The 14,144-nt window shown below is 68.0% G+C and carries 16 protein-coding genes; 7 read left to right on the forward strand and 9 right to left on the reverse strand.

Annotation, left to right across the window (positions count from 1 at the left end):
* Nucleotides 1-2: 2 nt before the first annotated feature.
* Nucleotides 3-1,301, reverse strand: a complete 1,299-nt coding sequence (locus GPY60_RS08275; RefSeq protein ID WP_156687235.1) for an NADH-ubiquinone oxidoreductase-F iron-sulfur binding region domain-containing protein — start codon at nucleotides 1,299-1,301, stop codon at nucleotides 3-5.
* 36 nt (nucleotides 1,302-1,337) lie between these two features.
* On the opposite strand from GPY60_RS08275, the gene GPY60_RS08280 reads away from it, so the two are divergent.
* On the forward strand, nucleotides 1,338-1,811 hold the full coding sequence (locus tag GPY60_RS08280; RefSeq protein ID WP_156687162.1) for a hypothetical protein: 474 nt from the start codon (nucleotides 1,338-1,340) through the stop codon (nucleotides 1,809-1,811).
* 14 nt (nucleotides 1,812-1,825) lie between these two features.
* Here the strand turns inward: GPY60_RS08280 and GPY60_RS08285 are convergent, their stop codons facing one another.
* From GPY60_RS08285 to GPY60_RS08300, 4 genes are read right to left on the reverse strand one after another with little or no spacing between them, the layout of a single operon-like run.
* A complete protein-coding gene (locus tag GPY60_RS08285; protein WP_156687163.1) occupies nucleotides 1,826-2,692 on the reverse strand; it encodes an alpha/beta fold hydrolase in 867 nt (288 codons plus the stop codon).
* A 17-nt stretch (nucleotides 2,693-2,709) separates the two neighbouring features.
* Nucleotides 2,710-3,123 (reverse strand): Rieske (2Fe-2S) protein, encoded by a 414-nt coding sequence (locus GPY60_RS08290; protein ID WP_156687164.1) that lies wholly within the window; start codon nucleotides 3,121-3,123, stop codon nucleotides 2,710-2,712.
* Between the two features lies 1 nt (nucleotide 3,124).
* Entirely contained in the window at nucleotides 3,125-4,270 is a 1,146-nt protein-coding gene (locus tag GPY60_RS08295; protein ID WP_156687165.1) for an amidohydrolase family protein, read from the reverse strand.
* A 26-nt stretch (nucleotides 4,271-4,296) separates the two neighbouring features.
* Nucleotides 4,297-5,388, reverse strand: coding sequence for an amidohydrolase family protein (locus tag GPY60_RS08300; protein ID WP_156687166.1), 1,092 nt, complete (start codon nucleotides 5,386-5,388; stop codon nucleotides 4,297-4,299).
* A gap of 259 nt (nucleotides 5,389-5,647) precedes the next feature.
* On the opposite strand from GPY60_RS08300, the gene GPY60_RS08305 reads away from it, so the two are divergent.
* A complete protein-coding gene (locus tag GPY60_RS08305) occupies nucleotides 5,648-6,304 on the forward strand; it encodes a hypothetical protein (RefSeq protein WP_231639470.1) in 657 nt (218 codons plus the stop codon).
* A gap of 98 nt (nucleotides 6,305-6,402) precedes the next feature.
* Here the strand turns inward: GPY60_RS08305 and GPY60_RS08310 are convergent, their stop codons facing one another.
* Complete coding sequence (locus GPY60_RS08310; RefSeq protein ID WP_156687167.1) at nucleotides 6,403-6,789, reverse strand: carboxymuconolactone decarboxylase family protein; 387 nt, start codon at nucleotides 6,787-6,789, stop codon at nucleotides 6,403-6,405.
* 199 nt (nucleotides 6,790-6,988) lie between these two features.
* Between GPY60_RS08310 and GPY60_RS08315 the strand changes: the two genes are divergently transcribed.
* The 3 genes from GPY60_RS08315 (at nucleotide 6,989) to GPY60_RS08325 (ending at nucleotide 9,891) form a co-directional block, all read left to right on the forward strand.
* Nucleotides 6,989-7,660, forward strand: a complete 672-nt coding sequence (locus tag GPY60_RS08315) for a nitroreductase family protein (RefSeq protein WP_156687168.1) — start codon at nucleotides 6,989-6,991, stop codon at nucleotides 7,658-7,660.
* A gap of 76 nt (nucleotides 7,661-7,736) precedes the next feature.
* Entirely contained in the window at nucleotides 7,737-8,735 is a 999-nt protein-coding gene (locus GPY60_RS08320; protein WP_156687169.1) for an acyl-CoA dehydrogenase family protein, read from the forward strand.
* Nucleotides 8,719-9,891, forward strand: coding sequence for an acyl-CoA dehydrogenase family protein (locus GPY60_RS08325; RefSeq protein WP_156687170.1), 1,173 nt, complete (start codon nucleotides 8,719-8,721; stop codon nucleotides 9,889-9,891). Before GPY60_RS08320 ends, GPY60_RS08325 begins: the two co-directional genes overlap by 17 nt.
* Nucleotides 9,892-9,966: 75 nt before the next feature.
* On the opposite strand, the gene GPY60_RS08330 is transcribed toward GPY60_RS08325, so the two are convergent.
* From GPY60_RS08330 to GPY60_RS08340, 3 genes are read right to left on the reverse strand one after another with little or no spacing between them, the layout of a single operon-like run.
* Nucleotides 9,967-11,331 carry a cytochrome P450 gene (locus GPY60_RS08330; RefSeq protein ID WP_156687171.1) on the reverse strand — a complete coding sequence of 455 codons (1,365 nt, stop codon included), beginning with the start codon at nucleotides 11,329-11,331 and terminating at the stop codon, nucleotides 9,967-9,969.
* 13 nt (nucleotides 11,332-11,344) lie between these two features.
* Complete coding sequence (locus tag GPY60_RS08335) at nucleotides 11,345-11,545, reverse strand: ferredoxin (RefSeq protein ID WP_156687172.1); 201 nt, start codon at nucleotides 11,543-11,545, stop codon at nucleotides 11,345-11,347.
* 35 nt (nucleotides 11,546-11,580) lie between these two features.
* A complete protein-coding gene (locus tag GPY60_RS08340) occupies nucleotides 11,581-12,282 on the reverse strand; it encodes an SDR family NAD(P)-dependent oxidoreductase (protein WP_156687173.1) in 702 nt (233 codons plus the stop codon).
* A 283-nt stretch (nucleotides 12,283-12,565) separates the two neighbouring features.
* On the opposite strand from GPY60_RS08340, the gene GPY60_RS08345 reads away from it, so the two are divergent.
* Nucleotides 12,566-12,712 carry a hypothetical protein gene (locus GPY60_RS08345; protein ID WP_156687174.1) on the forward strand — a complete coding sequence of 49 codons (147 nt, stop codon included), beginning with the start codon at nucleotides 12,566-12,568 and terminating at the stop codon, nucleotides 12,710-12,712.
* A complete protein-coding gene (locus GPY60_RS08350) occupies nucleotides 12,709-13,914 on the forward strand; it encodes a CaiB/BaiF CoA transferase family protein (RefSeq protein WP_156687175.1) in 1,206 nt (401 codons plus the stop codon). The genes GPY60_RS08345 and GPY60_RS08350 overlap by 4 nt, the downstream gene beginning before the upstream one ends.
* The last annotated feature ends 230 nt before the right edge of the window (nucleotides 13,915-14,144 follow it).

A 14,144-nucleotide genomic window follows, 5' to 3' on the forward strand; every position in this document is an offset into this window, starting at 1 on the left:
GTTCACGCGTATGCCACCGCCTCCACCTCGTAGGGCCGCTCGGCGCGAAACGCGTTGGTACGGCAGGATTCACAGGCGTTGTCGAGATGCCGCGCCACCGCGTCCGGAAACTGGCTTAGCAGTGTGCCCGCCACGTTGGTCGCGGCGTCGAGGGTCGCGCACGCCCCGCGGCCCCGCAGCATCACCGACCATCGCCGCAACCGGCTGACGTCCTCGGCGGTGGCAACCCCGTCGCGCAGCGCACCGGCGGCGGCGGCCATCGCGGCGGTGCCGTTGAAGCAGGAGCCGCACTGGCCGGCGTTCTCCCGGTCGAAATAGGCGAGCACCGAGGCGGCAACCGCGACCGGGCAGTCGTCGGTGAGCACCGTGATCGCGCCGCAGCCCAGTCCGGCGCCCAGGCCGCGCAGCGTCTCGTGGTCCAGCGTGGCACCGAGCACGGCACGGTTGAGCATCCCGGCGAAGTATCCGCCCAGCAGCGCTCCCGTCACCTTGTCGGATGGAACTCCGTGCAACGCAAGCAGTTCCGTGAACGGAAGGCCGTGCGGGATCTCGTAGAGGCCAGGCGGCAGGCCGGCTCCGGTGAGAGTCGCCAGGAACGTGCCGGGCGACGATGTTGTGCCCTGCGACCGGAAGGCGGCCGCGCCGTGGCGCTGCAGGAAGGGCAGATTCGCAAGGGTTTCGACATTGCTGACCAGGGTGGGCAGGCCGCCGACCCCGCGCTGGAACGGCCGTGGCGGCTTGTCGGTCGGCTTGACCGGTCCGCCATTGATGGCGCGGGTGACCGCGGTCTCCTCGCCGGCGATGTATCCGGGCCCGACGCGGCACAGCTCGACGACGCCGTCACCGAACGGGCGCTCCGCCAGCGCGGCTTCGACGCTGCGCGCCGAGTCCTCGTCGGACAGGTAGACGTAGGCCCGGTCGGCGGCCACCATCGCCGCGGCCAGGCGCAGGCCGTCAAGGACCAGATGCGGCCGGTTGCGCAGCAGCCAGCGGTCCTTGATCGAGGCCGGCTCGCCCTCCTCGCCGTTCGCGACGACGGCGCACCCGCCGGCGCCGCCGGCGCTGTCGCGAACCGTGCGCAGCTTGACGGCGAGCGGGAAGGCCGCGCCGCCGCGGCCCTGCAGCCCGCTGGCCTCCACTTCGGCGAGCAGTTCGGCGGGTTCGGCGAGCGCCTGGTAACCGCCGGCGCCTTGGTAGGCGCGGTGGTCCTCCCGCGCTCCGCCGACTTGCTCACCCAGCAGCCGCGAGCCGCAGCCGGGCCAGGCGGTGACGGTGATCGCCGGCTTGGCGCTGGTTTCCATCACGAGCTCTCCCATGCCTTCGCTAGCCTTGCGCACATGCGAACCGCGGTAGTGCGCGTCAACGTCGACCCCCCCGGTCTGCTGACGGCCGCGCGGCTACGCGAGGGCATGGCCGCGCTCCTCGTGCTGGCCCGCGAAAGCGGCGCGGACGTCGTCGAGAACGACCTGGCGGTCATGCCGGTGGGCCGTCGCGAGGTGGAACTGCTGATCGCCGGCGACGACATCGACGCGCTGAGGCGCCTCGGAACCAAGCTCTGCGCAACGGCTTTCGGGACCAGCCCGGTGGCCGGCGTCGTCACGTTCATCAGCAGGGGCACCGACGATGACGCGCACGGTGTACTCGCCGGGTTCGGGCTCAGCGGCGAGATCACCCGCACGCCCGGCGACGACGGATTCGACATCGTCCACGTGACATTGCGCGAGAGCGACCTCGACCGCGTTCCCGAGAGCCGCATCCACACCGCCCTCGAGGCCTCGCTCAATTGCGAGGTCCACATCCGCACGGTGTAAAGCCAACGCCGGCATCACGATCCCAAGAATTCGAGGATCGGGGGTGCGGCCTGCACCCAGGTGTCGAACATGTTGAAGTGCTGCACTTTGCCCTTGGCCCGGTCCTCGGACGCCCGCTCCCACGCGTCCTCCGGCCACGGCGGGTCGATCAGCTTGGAGCCCTTGATCAGGCAGCTGACCTCCAGCGAGGTCCGCTTGGGGTGGTCCCAGTCGTTCTCGCCGCCGCGGATGATCAGCGTCGGAACCGTTATGCGATCGAACATCTCGTCGTCGACGCCGGGTATGGTCTGCCCGGGCTTGGAGACGAAAGCGTTGAGCCAGCGCAGCATCACCTTGAGGAATTCGTCCTTGTCGAACGAGAGGAACCGCTGCTCGTTGTCCGGGTTCTCCTCGATGCGCTCGCGCCACTCGGGGACCTTCACCACCCCCTCCATCCCGGTACCGCGGGCGGCGAGGATGCTCGGCACGATGTAGTAGGAGCCGAGCACGAACGTGCCGTAGATGCCGCCGACGATGTTCCACACCACCAGCTTCTCGACGAGTTCGGGATAGAGCATGGTGGTGAGCATGGAATCCCTTGCGCCGCCGGATCCCCCGGCCAGGATGCACCGCTCGACGCCGAGGGCGCCCAGCAGGGCGTGCAGGGTCTCGGCCCGCATGTGGGACTCGCTCTGCCCGTAGAACTGCACATCGGAGGCGCCGCAATTGGGCCGGTCCCACAGCAGCACGCGATACCCGCCGGCGACCAGCGCCTCGGCGAGCGGCCGCAGCCCCGGGATCTCCTTGCTGAACCGCCCGCCGGGGGTGAGGGCGATGAGATCGCCTGCTTCTCCGAGGATTTCGTAGACGACGTTTCCACCGTTCACCTCGATAGCGGACAACCGATTCTCCCGTCGCGTCAGGCCATTACCAACACGTCGTTGCCGACGACACGCACCGGATAGGTGCGGATGCTCCACTCGGGCTTCACCGCGGTCGTGCCGGTCGCCAGCTCGAAACCCCATTGATGCCATGGGCAGTAGATGAACTCCAGGTCGCGCACCATCACCGCGTCACCGGCGGCGGACTCGTCGACTATGGTGCGGCCGCGGGGCCGGCCGGAGCACAGCGGTCCGCCCTGATGCGGGCAGTAGTTGGCGATGGCGTAGAAGGTGCCGTTGACGTTGTAGACGCCGACGCCGTGACGGCCGATGGGCACCAATTTGTGCTTCCCGGGCGGTATTTCGTCTATCGTCGCCACGACGTGCTCGCGGCCCTGAGCGAGGCGGGGCTGGGGCCGCCCGGTGGTCGCCCCGTCGGTTTCCGACGTCAACTCAGTACACCCGGGTCTGGCCCTCGAGGACCGGCACGGTCTCGGGAAGGTGGTAGGTCGCGATCCCGTTCTTGAACATCACCGCGTCCCGCGCCGCCTTGGGCAGGTGCTTGACCAGCCAGCGCGGGTCGTCGAACGTCCAGTGCGGGTAGTCGGAGGAGAACAGCAGGATCTTGTCGCACTCCATCCACTCCAGGGCGCGGGTCAGTTCCGTCTTGTCCTCGGGATAGTCCAGCGGTTGCGTCGTGAACTTGATGTGGTCCTTGACGTATTCCGAGGGCTTGCGCTTGATGTCCAGCCACGACTTGCGAGCCTCGTAGATCGCGTCCATGCGCCACATCAGCGGCAGGATCCAGGAGAAGGCGTGCTCGACGAACACGATGCGCAGCGTCGGGAACCGGTCGAAGACGCCGTCGAAGATCAGGCTCATCACCTGGTTCGCGGCCAGCAACGAATAGGTCACCATGAAGTCGTGGTTGTAGCTGGGCAGGCCCACGGGAGGTGTCGGCAACATCTCGTAGTTGCTCCGCGACAGGTGACAGCTCACCGTGATGTCGTGCTTGGTAGCGGCGGCCCAGATCGGGTCGTACTGCGGGTGTCCCCAGGACGGCCGCGGCTCCGCCTTGATCAGGATCTGCGCCATGTAGGGGTGGCCCGCCCACTTCTCGATCTGCTCGACGGCCCCCTTAGGGTCCTCGATCGCGGCGCAGATCGAGCCGCGCCAGCGCTGGTGCCAGTTGTTGTGGCTGTCCAGCCAGTGATTGTGCTGCCAGTCGTTGAGCGCGCTCGAGAAAGCCTGGTGCGCTCCGGCCAGCCGCGGCGTCCGGCCGCCGGGCTCGAGGATCGCGATGTCGGAGCCGGCTTCCATGATCAGCTGGCGGAAGGCCATATCCGGGTCGCTGCAGGCGAATTCGCCGTCCGGCGGGAACGTGTCGACGCGCATCGCGAAGGTGTGGGCATAGTCGGGGGCGTCGTAGTAGATCAGCTCGCCGACCTTGTGGTGCTGGAAGAACTTGCTGCGCCACGGCTCGGGGATGTACTGGACGAGTTCGCCGCGCCGGGGCACGGGGTGGACGTCGGAGTCGACGCACCGGACGGCTATGCGCTCGGAGGCGGGAACCCGCTCCCGCATATGGGTCAGCGTCATCTTTCGAACTCCTCTGCTTCTTTCCTCTACTGTGCGCCCGACCCGACGGCGATGTCTATGCCGTACAGCTCGGCCGCATTGCGCCAGCACAGCTTGTCGCGCTGTTCGGCGGAAAGCGCCGCGGGCAATTTGCGGACGTCGCCGCACTGCCAGTGCGGGTAGCTGGAACCGAACATCACCATGTTCTCCTTGCCGGTGAAGCCGAACCACTCGCCGGCGAAATCGACATCCGGGGGACCGTCGAGGCTGCCCTGCACGAAATACACGTGACCGGGCAGGTAGTCGCTGGGGATCCGCGGCGCCCACGGCGTCTGCTCGAGGTGCGGCCGGCCGAAGGTGTCCATGCGCCAGATGAAGGGCGTGAGAAAGTCGGCTGCGCCGTCGGCCCATACGAACTTCAGGGACGCGAAGCGCTCGAATACGCCCTCGGCGATCATGTTCATCAGGTGGTACAGGTAGTTGAGCGCCATGAAGCTGACGTACTGCTCGTAGGTGAGCGTGTGCCCGGAGGGCGTGGGGGGAAAGCCGATGCCCTCACCCGTCTCGATGTGCACCGCGACTGGCAGGTTCGCGTCGGCGGCGGCCTCCCACAGCGGCCAGAACTGCGGTTTGCCGTAGAGCTCGCGTGACTGCAGCGGGACGCCGATCTGAACCACGCGCGGGTGCCCCCGCCACTTCTCGATCTCGCGGAGCGCCCCGGCGATGTCGTCGGGGTTCACCCGGATGGTGCCGCGGAACCGCTCCCCGAATTCCGCGGAGTCCAGCCAGCGCGTCACCATCATCTCGTTGTGGGCGGCGTGCAGCGCACTGCCGAGGTGGCGGTCGGGCATGATGCCCCGCCCCATCGGATGCAGGACCGCCACGTCGACCCCGCGCTTCGAAAACAGCTCGTGCGCAACGAAGTCCGGATCCGAACCGGGGTACTGGCCGTCCAGCCCCTCGGTATTCGGCGCATACTCGCCGCCCGGCGCCCCGTACCAGTCCATCTCGTAATCCGGGAAGCCGCGGCTCTTGAACGGCTCCCGCAGGACCGAACGCAGGTCTTGGTTGGAGGGAAAGAAGATGTGCACGCTGGCGTCGATCACCGGCGTGCGCGTGCCGTCAGCGTGCTCGATCACGAGAGCCGCCCCTTGGTTCGGGGATGGTCATATGATAGATAAGCTAACATTCTCGCCCATCGCCTATCAACGGCTTTCCGGTAAGCGTCTCGATTAAACATCGGCCCTGGTTATCCAGGGTATTACGGCCTGTCAGGTAAGTGTCGTTCTTGAATACGGATAATATCATTCTCCCTTAGAACCGACGAGCGCGACCGGCTCACGTCAAGTGCCGAAGCCGGCCCCCCGCGGGCGGTACGATCCGTCGCGTGATCGCCGGGTGAGGGTCGTGCACGCGTCCATGGTGCGCTGCACCGGCCTGCTGTTCGTGATCGGCGCGGCACTGTTCGCCCTCGGTGTCCTGCTCTCGCTGCTGCCGGGATCGCCACCGCTGCTCTCGGCGGTGACCTACGCGATCGGGGCGGTGTTCTTCACCGCCGCGGCGACGCTTCAGCTGGGCCTCGCCCGCCGAGAGCTGCCCGAGGCCGAGCGGCACTCCCTCCCGTTGCGGGCGCGCACCACCGATTGGCTGGCCGCGGCCATCCAACTGGTCGGCACGGTGCTCTTCAACATCAATACGGTGGACGCCGCGGTGACGATCGGCGCGCGCCCGGAGTTGATTGACGTCGACGTGTGGGTTCCCGACATGGTTGGCTCCCTTGCCTTCCTGGTGTCCTCGGCCATCGCGATCGTTCCCGAAGTCCGGGCCCGCCGGCATTCCCACGCTGCCAGCGCCTCGCGGCGCATCGCCTTCCTCAACTTCGCGGGGTCCGTGCTGTTTCTCGCCTCGGCCGTGGGCGCGCTGGTGTTGCGCACGGGGGCCGACGTCAGCCTCGTGTGGGCCAACGTCGGCACCTTCTTCGGCGCCCTGTGCTTCCTCGTGGCGGCCTGGCTTTTCGGCTGGCCGCCCAATCGGATTCATGACCGGACCGGTTAGCGTGACGGCGGCCCCACCGGCCCACGGTGGCGCCGGCGGCCCGCTCGAACGGGTTCGACCACCGCCCCATGTTGCCCAACCCGATGATCCGACGTCCATCACGACGACGAACCGTCGACTTCGGAGAACACTTCCCGGGCGAGGCGAAAGCTGTCGACCGCCGCCGGCATGCCGGCGTAGATGGCGACCTGGAGGAAAATCTCGCGAATCTCCTCCCGGCTGACGCCGTTGGTCAGCGCCCCTCTCAGGTGCGTGCGCAACTCGTTGGGGCGGTTGAGGACCGCGATCATGGCCAGGTTGAGCATGCTTCGCGTCTTCCTCGGCAATTCCTCCCGTCCCCACACAGCGCCCCAGCAATACTCGGTGACGAAGTCCTGCAGGGGTTTGGTGAAGTCGTCGGCTTCGGCCAGCGCCCGGCGGACGTATTCCTCACCGAGCACCGCGGACCGGACCTCGAGTCCGCGTTGGTAGGTTTCACGATCCAATGGTCCCTCTCCTTGACCTCGGGTGCCGCAACTCATGCGGGCGGTCTACAGTCAACACCCATCTGCGCCCCCCTGTGTCGCCGACGTTCGCGGAGCCGCAACGTGTTTGGCGCAGGCGCGGTCGCCGGCGCGCGATCTCCTTGCGACGGCGAGGTTTTGAGCCTGCGGAGGGGCGGTGGCCCGAGAAGGAGGAGCGGTGATGACGGGTCCGAGCAGCGACGTCTGGCAGGTCATGTCGACGGCCCGCACGATCCGGCGATTCACCGATGAACCGGTCGACGATGCGACGCTCGCTCGCTGCCTCGAAGCGGCCCGGTGGGCGCCGTCGGGCGCAAATGCCCAGGGCTGGCGCTTCGTGGTGCTGCGATCGCCCGAGCAGCGGGCGATCGTGGCCAGGGCCGCGGCGCATGCGCTGGAGGTGATCGAGCCGGTCTACGGGATGAGCCGGCCCGCCGGCGACGACCACAGCCGGCGCGCCCGCACCTACCGCGCGACGTACGAATTGCACGACCGGGCAGGGGAATTCACGTCGGTGCTGTTCGCGCAGCAGCACTATCCCACGGCGTCCGAACTGCTGCTGGGCGGCTCGGTGTTTCCCGCCATGCAGAACTTCCTGCTCGCCGCGCGCGCCCAAGGCCTGGGCGCCTGCATGACCAGCTGGGCCTCGTACGGCGGGGAGCGCCTGCTGCGCGAAGCCGTCGGTGTCCCGGACGACTGGTTGATCGCCGGCCACATCGTGGTGGGGTGGCCCAAGGGCAGGCACGGGCCGCTTCGCCGCCGGCCGCTGGCCGAATTCGTCAACCTCGACCGGTGGGGCGCGGCCGCCGACGACCTCGTGGGCGCTCTCGACCCACCAGTGACTAACCCGTAGGCCGTTCCGGAGATTATTACTTCCGCATTGGAGAATGTTATTCTCGCGGGGGTGGTGACGACAGGAGGCGGCCGGGATGCTGTTGGAGTTCGATGCCGATCAGCGGCTGTGGCAGAGCACCGTCCGCGACGTCGTCACCAAGCAGTGCCCGCCGTCCCTGGTGCGCGGCGTCGCCGAGGACGGCGTGGACGCCAGTCCGCTCTGGAAGTCCTACGTCGACCTCGGCTGGACCGAACTGCACGATCCGTCGAGCGCCGTGGAATTGGCCATCGTGCTCGAAGAGCTCGGGCATGCAACGGATCCCACGCCGTTCCTGGCGACGATGAGCCAATTCGCTCCGCTGGCCGGTGACCGCTTCGACCCGCACGAGTCGGGCACGGCCGTCTACGGCGGCGTGACCGCTTACCGGGACGCTGACGGCTGGGTGCTGGCGGGGACGGCCCGTCACGTCCTCGACGGCGATCGGGCCGACCGGTTGGCCGTGGTGACCGACGCCGGCGTCTTCCTGGCCCCGGCCAGCCAGGTGTCGGCCCGGCGGGCCGGGGTGTTCGATCCCGTCCTGCACGTCGCCGACCTGACGTTCGCCGATGTCCACGTGGGCGACGACGCCCGGCTCACGGTCGACCGCGAGCGCGCCCACCACGTGGCGCTGACGGGCATGGCGATCACGATGGTCGGCGCCTGCCAGCGCATCCTCGACCTGGTGCTCGATCATGCCCGCAGCCGGCACCAGTTCGGGGTGCCGATCGGCTCCTTCCAGGCGGTTCAGCATAAGGCCGCCGACATGCACGTCGCCATCCAGCGGGCGCGGGCGCTGGCGTACTTCGCCGCGCTCACCATCGCGGCGGACGACGCCCGTCGCCGCCTGGCGGCCGCGATGGCCAAAGCCTCTGCGGGCGAGTGCCAGTCGCTCGTCTTCCGGCACGGTCTCCAGCTTTTCGGCGCGATGGGATTCACGTGGGAGAACGACCTGCAGTTCGCGCTCAAGCGGGCCAAGGCGGGTGAGCACCTGCTGGGTGGGGCCGCGGAACACCGGGCGCGGATCGCCGAGGAGTACCGTGCAGCTGACTTTTGACGCCGAAGACGAGGCGTTCCGGGCCGAGTTCGCGGCCTTCCTCGACGAGAACCTGCCTGCCGCAAGCGAAACGCTGGAGCGCCCGCGCTCCGTCTCGCACATGCCGCAGTGGGCGCGCCGCTGGCAGCGGCTCCTGTTCGACAACGGCTGGCTGCTGCCCGGGCAACCCCCCGAGTTCGGCGGGCGCAACGCCACCGTGGTTCAGCAGTTCGTGCACCTCGAGGAGTTGTGCCGCCGGCGGATCTACCACAGCTTCAATCCGCAAGGCGTGAATATCGTTGCCGCCTCGCTGTTGTCGTTCGGCAGCGAGGAGCAGAAGCGGCGGTGGGCGGTGCCCATCCTGCGCGCCGAGATCACCGCCTCGCTCGGCATGAGCGAACCGAGCGCCGGTTCGGATCTGGCGTCGCTGCGCACCCGCGCGGTCCTCGACGGCCACCACTTCGTGGTGAACGGCCAGAAGGTCTGGACGTCGGGGGCGCACGATGCCGACGTGCTGCTCGCCTTCGTGCGGACCGACCCGGACGCGCCGAAACACAAGGGCATCAGCGCGTTGGTGATCCCCACCGACACCCCCGGCGTCGTGCGCCGGCCGTTCGCGTCCATCTGCGCCGCCGACGACCTGGACTTCAACGAGGTCTTCTTCACCGACGCGCGGGTGCCGGCCGAGAACCTGGTCGGTGCGCTCAACGAGGGCTGGCGGGTGGCCAACGGGTCGCTCGGGCATGAGCGCACGATGATGTGGCTCGGGTTCGCCGATCGCATGGACAACGTGATCGCCGATTGGCGTCCGACAACGGATCTCGAGCGCGACCAGTACGCCAGCCTGGTCATGGACAAACAGGCCCTGCGCCTGCTGGGTTCGGTGGCGCTGGCCCGCGCCGCCCGGGGCGAGGACGACGTCGCCGCGATCTCCGTGCTCAAGCTCCTGGGTTCGGAGGCGGAGCTGCGGGGAACCGAATACGCGTTGACGGCGGCCGGGGCGGACGGGCTGACCCAGCCCGGCCAGTCCGGCCCGTACGCACCGATGAATCTCGACCACTACTTCGGGAGCTGGTTCGACCGCTACGCCCGCAGCTTCTCCGGGACGATCGCCGGCGGCACCTCGGAGATCCAGCGCAACATCATCGCCCAGCGGGTGCTGGGCCTGCCGCGCTGACGGGGGGCCCTCGAGCGTCACGCTGGCGTGATGCTCGGCCGCGAGTGCCACCCCAGCGTGACACTCGCCGAAGCTCTAGTCGATGACGGCGGATTCCTTGCGCTCGGTGATGGGCCTGGCGAGTTCCTGTTCGTCGCAGATGCGTTGCAGCTTGTCGAGCGTCTCGTCGAGGCCGGCTCCGACCCGGGGGCGGGGGGTGAACGTGGCGGGGAGGTTGCGCATGCCCTGGATCACGCCGATGGTCTCGTAGTGCACCGTGCCCTCGGGATCGCAGCGGTAGTCCGGCATCCGGTCGAGCACCGCGGTCAGCATCGACTTGAACACCGTGCGTGCCACGTTGGAGCCGATGCAGCGGTGCACCCCGAGCCCGAAGCTGAAGTGGCGGTTCCCTTTTCGGTCCAGCACGACCGTGTCGGGGTCGTGGAACACCGACGGGTCGCGGTTGGCCATGGCCCACGAGATCCACAGCCGCTCGCCCTCTCTGAAGCGGATGCCGTCGAGCTCCACGTCGTCGGAGAATGTCCTGCCGTCGCCGGGCGCCGGCGTGAAGTACCGCAGGAATTCCTCGGTCGCGGGATCGAGCAGGGTGTCGCGTTGGGTGCTGAGCACCTGGCGCTGGTCGGGGTGCTGTGAAAGCCATTCCAGCGCATGGGCGGTCAGCGCCGTCGTGGTGTCGAAGCCGCCGCCGATCACCAGGCCGAGATTGCCGAGGATCTCCAGATCCGGCGCCGGCTGCCCGTCGATGCGCAGCTGAAGCAGGGCATTAACGATCCCCGGTCGCGGGTTCTCGCGGATCTCGATCATGTTGTTGACGAGGTCGAGCCCCATCTGCCGGTGCATCTCGGTGACCCGCTGGATATCGGGGGAGTGTTCCGGTGTGTAGATCGCGGCGTGGGTGGGCTCGCTGTACATCTTCCAGTTCTTCAGCGGAATCCCCATGAGCGCCAGCGTCAGAACCGCGGGCACCACGTTGGCGAGGTCGTCGACGAAGTCGATGCGGCCCTGCTCGATCCTCTCGTCGAGGCAGGCCCGCGTCACGTCGTCGATGAACGGCTCCCAGCGCTTCACGGCCGCCGGGGACAGGTACGGGTTGAGCACATTGCGGTAGATGCGGTGCTCGGGGTCGTCCATCTCGAGGATGCCGCCCCGCACGCCGTTGATGCGGCTCGCCGTCGGGATCGAGATGCCCTTGTACCCGCGGCGTTCATTGTTGACGTCGTGATCGTTGGAAACCGCGGGGCAGCGCGCCAGTTCGAACACCTCGTGGCTGCCCGCGGCCACCCAATGGCCGCCGTAGGTGTCGCTCCACGCCATCGGGCACTTGGCGTGCATCTCCTGGGTGACGGCGCTGAACTGCGCACGGTACTCCGCGCTGTGCCGGTCGAAGTGGTACAGGTACCTCGTGCGGTCGCTGTCATCGATGACGTCGTCGACGCTCACCAGCCGGCTCCCTTCACGCGTCGTCCGTGAGGACGATGGCCTGCTCGGGGCAGGACTGCGCGGCTTCGCGGACCTGTTCCTCGCGATCGGCGGGCACCACCTCGTCGACGGCCGACGAACTGCCGTCGATGTCGCTGAGCCGGAAGGAATCCGGGGCGATCATCGAACACAGGGTGTGTCCCTGGCAGCGTTCCGGGTCAACCCAGACCTTCACGGTGTCTCCTTGCCGAGTGTGTTGCCGGTGCGACTTCAGGTGTTGCGCCCGCCGTTGACGCCGAGGATCTGGCCGGTGATGTAGCCGGCCTCCTCCGACACCAGGAAGGCGCACGCCGCCGCGATGTCTTCGGGCCGCCCCATCCTGCGCACCGGCGTGCGCGCGATGGTTTCGTCGATGTCACCGAGGAACCCCTTCTCGGCGGCGGCGCGCAGCATCGGCGTGTCGATGAAGCCGGGGGGCACGGCGTTCACCGTGATTCCGCTCGGGCCGTATTCGAGCGCCAACGACTTGGTGAGCCCGTTGACCGCCGACTTGGCCGCCACGTAGTGACTCATATACGGCGCGCCGGAATGGGTGCTGGACGACGAGATGTTGACGATCCGCCCCCACCCCGCCTCGACCATGTCGGGCAGCACCGCCTGGGTGACGTGGAAGACGCCGTGCAGGTTGACGTCGATCACCCGCCGCCAGTCCTCGAACGTGATGTTGGCGAACCGCTTGAACCCGTCCAGCCCCGCCGCGTTCACCAGCACGGTAACCGGACCCAGCTGGGCGCGGACCGCGGCGAGGGCGGCGTCCACCTGCGCGCGGTCGGTGACGTCGGCGGTGAAGGCGAGCTCGACGTCGGAGGGTTTGAGGTCGAGTGTGGCGACGTCGAGACCGTCAGCGCGGAGTCGCTGCGCTACGGCGAGGCCGATGCCCGAGCCGCCACCGGTGACCAGTGCTGTCTTCACGCCCTCACCACCGAGCGATCCCCTTCTCCAAACGTGGCAGTCTCAGTCACAAAGAATCTCCCTTGCAATTATGAGAACCTTACTCTCCGGCTGAACCGGGCTGCAACAGACGCGAGAAACACCGCGCGGCCTGCAGGGGGAGGCCCAATCGGGCGTGAAATCCGTGGCGCGAGTACACCCGTCTCGTTTCTCGGGCTTTCTTGAATTATCGAGACCCGAATGTAAGATTCGCCCGGTAGGAGAATGAAGTTTTCGTGACCGGCGCCACTCGAAGGGGACGAGAATGCCAGCTCAGGACACCGCGGACACCATCACGGATGCCGCGCCTGAGCCGTCGGTCGACCGTCGACTGCTCGTCGGCTGCCGCCTCGTCGGCGTGACCTTCGCCGTTACCTCCCCTGTTCCAATGGCCGCCGGGGCGACGGCATGAGGCCGCTGGACGGCATCCGCGTCCTCGAGGTGGCGATGTACGGGTTCGTCCCGTCGGCCGGGGCGGTGCTGCGCGAATGGGGCGCCGACGTGGTGAAGGTCGAGCACGCCGTGACGGGGGACCCGCAGCGCGGGCTGCGGCAGACCGGCATGCTTCGCGTCGACGGCGACCCGAACCCCAACATCGAGCACGCCAACCGCGGCAAGCGCAGCATCGGGCTCGACATGTCCGTGCCCGAAGGCAAAGAGGTGCTCTACGAGCTGGCCCGCCGGGCCGACGTCTTCCTCACCAGCTTCCTTCCCGCTCACCGCACGAAGTTCGGCATCGACGTCGACGACATCCGTGCGGTCAATCCGAACATCGTCTACGCCCGCGGCAGCGCACTCGGCCCGCGCGGCGCCGAGTCGGAGAAGGGCGGCTACGACATGACCGCCTTCTGGTGCCGCGCCGGCACCGCGGCGACCATCACCCCCGCGGGCATGCCCGGCATGATCGCCCCGCCCGGACCCGCCTACGGCGACACCATCTCCGGCACCAATCTCGCCGGGGGCATCGCGGCCGCTCTGCTCAAGCGTGAGCGCACCGGTGAACCTTCGGTGGTCGACGTCTCGCTGCTGGGGAGCGGCCTGTGGTCGATGGGTCACACCGTGGCGTTGACCAACCACCTGCACCAGCGCATGGAGGCCCCCCCGCCGGGTGTGCACGGCGCGCCGAACAACCCCCTGGTGGGGCTCTACACCACCTCCGACGGCCGCTACATCTCGTTCGTGATGATGCAGCCCACCAAGTTCTGGGCCGACGTGTGCCGGCACGTCGACCTCCCGGAGCTGGCCGACGACCCACGGTTCGCCACGGTGGAGAGCATCGCGGCCAACACCGCCGACGCGGTGGAGATGTTGACCAAGGTGATCGCGACCCGCACTCTTGCCGAGTGGAGCGAACGCTTTGCCACGCTCGCCGGGCCGTGGGCGCCCGTGCAAGACACCTTGCAGGCGGCCGAGGACGCGCAGATCCGCGCCAACGAGTACATGATTCGCGCGGGCGAACTCGAGCTCGTTGCCAATCCGGTCCAATTCGACGTCACCGCACCGCAGACCGGGCCGGCGCCCGGATTCGCCGAGCAGACCGACGAGATCCTGCTCGAGATCGGGCTCGACTGGGACCGCATCATCGAACTCAAGACGGCCGGCGCCGTCACCTGAGGAACGAAATGTCCGAGCCGATCGCCGCTTCCGTGAATCCCGCTTCCGGGCCAGATAACGGTTATGCATTTTTTGCACCACCCAGATGTGACATGAGTCATAATCGCCGGACGCTTGTCAGACACCGGGCCCCGTCGGGCGGAGCTCTGGTGAGGCGCGGACTCGGGCGAGGAGAACGGAGGGCCGGCGTGAGGCTGGTTGCCGTTGCTGGACTGGCGCACAGCGTGATT

Origin of the sequence: Mycobacterium sp. Marseille-P9652, from assembly GCF_902652685.1 — a bacterium.
Lineage (GTDB): Bacteria > Actinomycetota > Actinomycetes > Mycobacteriales > Mycobacteriaceae > Mycobacterium.

Excerpts from the sequence above, each read along its gene's own strand:
- GPY60_RS08295 (WP_156687165.1), bottom strand. The coding sequence starts at position 4,270 with ATGACGCTGACCCATATGCGGGAGCGGGTTCCCGCCTCCGAGCGCATA.
- GPY60_RS08280 (WP_156687162.1), top strand. The coding sequence starts at position 1,338 with ATGCGAACCGCGGTAGTGCGCGTCAACGTCGACCCCCCCGGTCTGCTG.
- GPY60_RS08320 (WP_156687169.1), top strand. The coding sequence starts at position 7,737 with ATGCTGTTGGAGTTCGATGCCGATCAGCGGCTGTGGCAGAGCACCGTC.
- GPY60_RS08350 (WP_156687175.1), top strand. The coding sequence starts at position 12,709 with ATGAGGCCGCTGGACGGCATCCGCGTCCTCGAGGTGGCGATGTACGGG.
- GPY60_RS08315 (WP_156687168.1), top strand. The coding sequence starts at position 6,989 with ATGACGGGTCCGAGCAGCGACGTCTGGCAGGTCATGTCGACGGCCCGC.
- GPY60_RS08345 (WP_156687174.1), top strand. The coding sequence starts at position 12,566 with ATGCCAGCTCAGGACACCGCGGACACCATCACGGATGCCGCGCCTGAG.
- GPY60_RS08275 (WP_156687235.1), bottom strand. The coding sequence starts at position 1,301 with ATGGAAACCAGCGCCAAGCCGGCGATCACCGTCACCGCCTGGCCCGGC.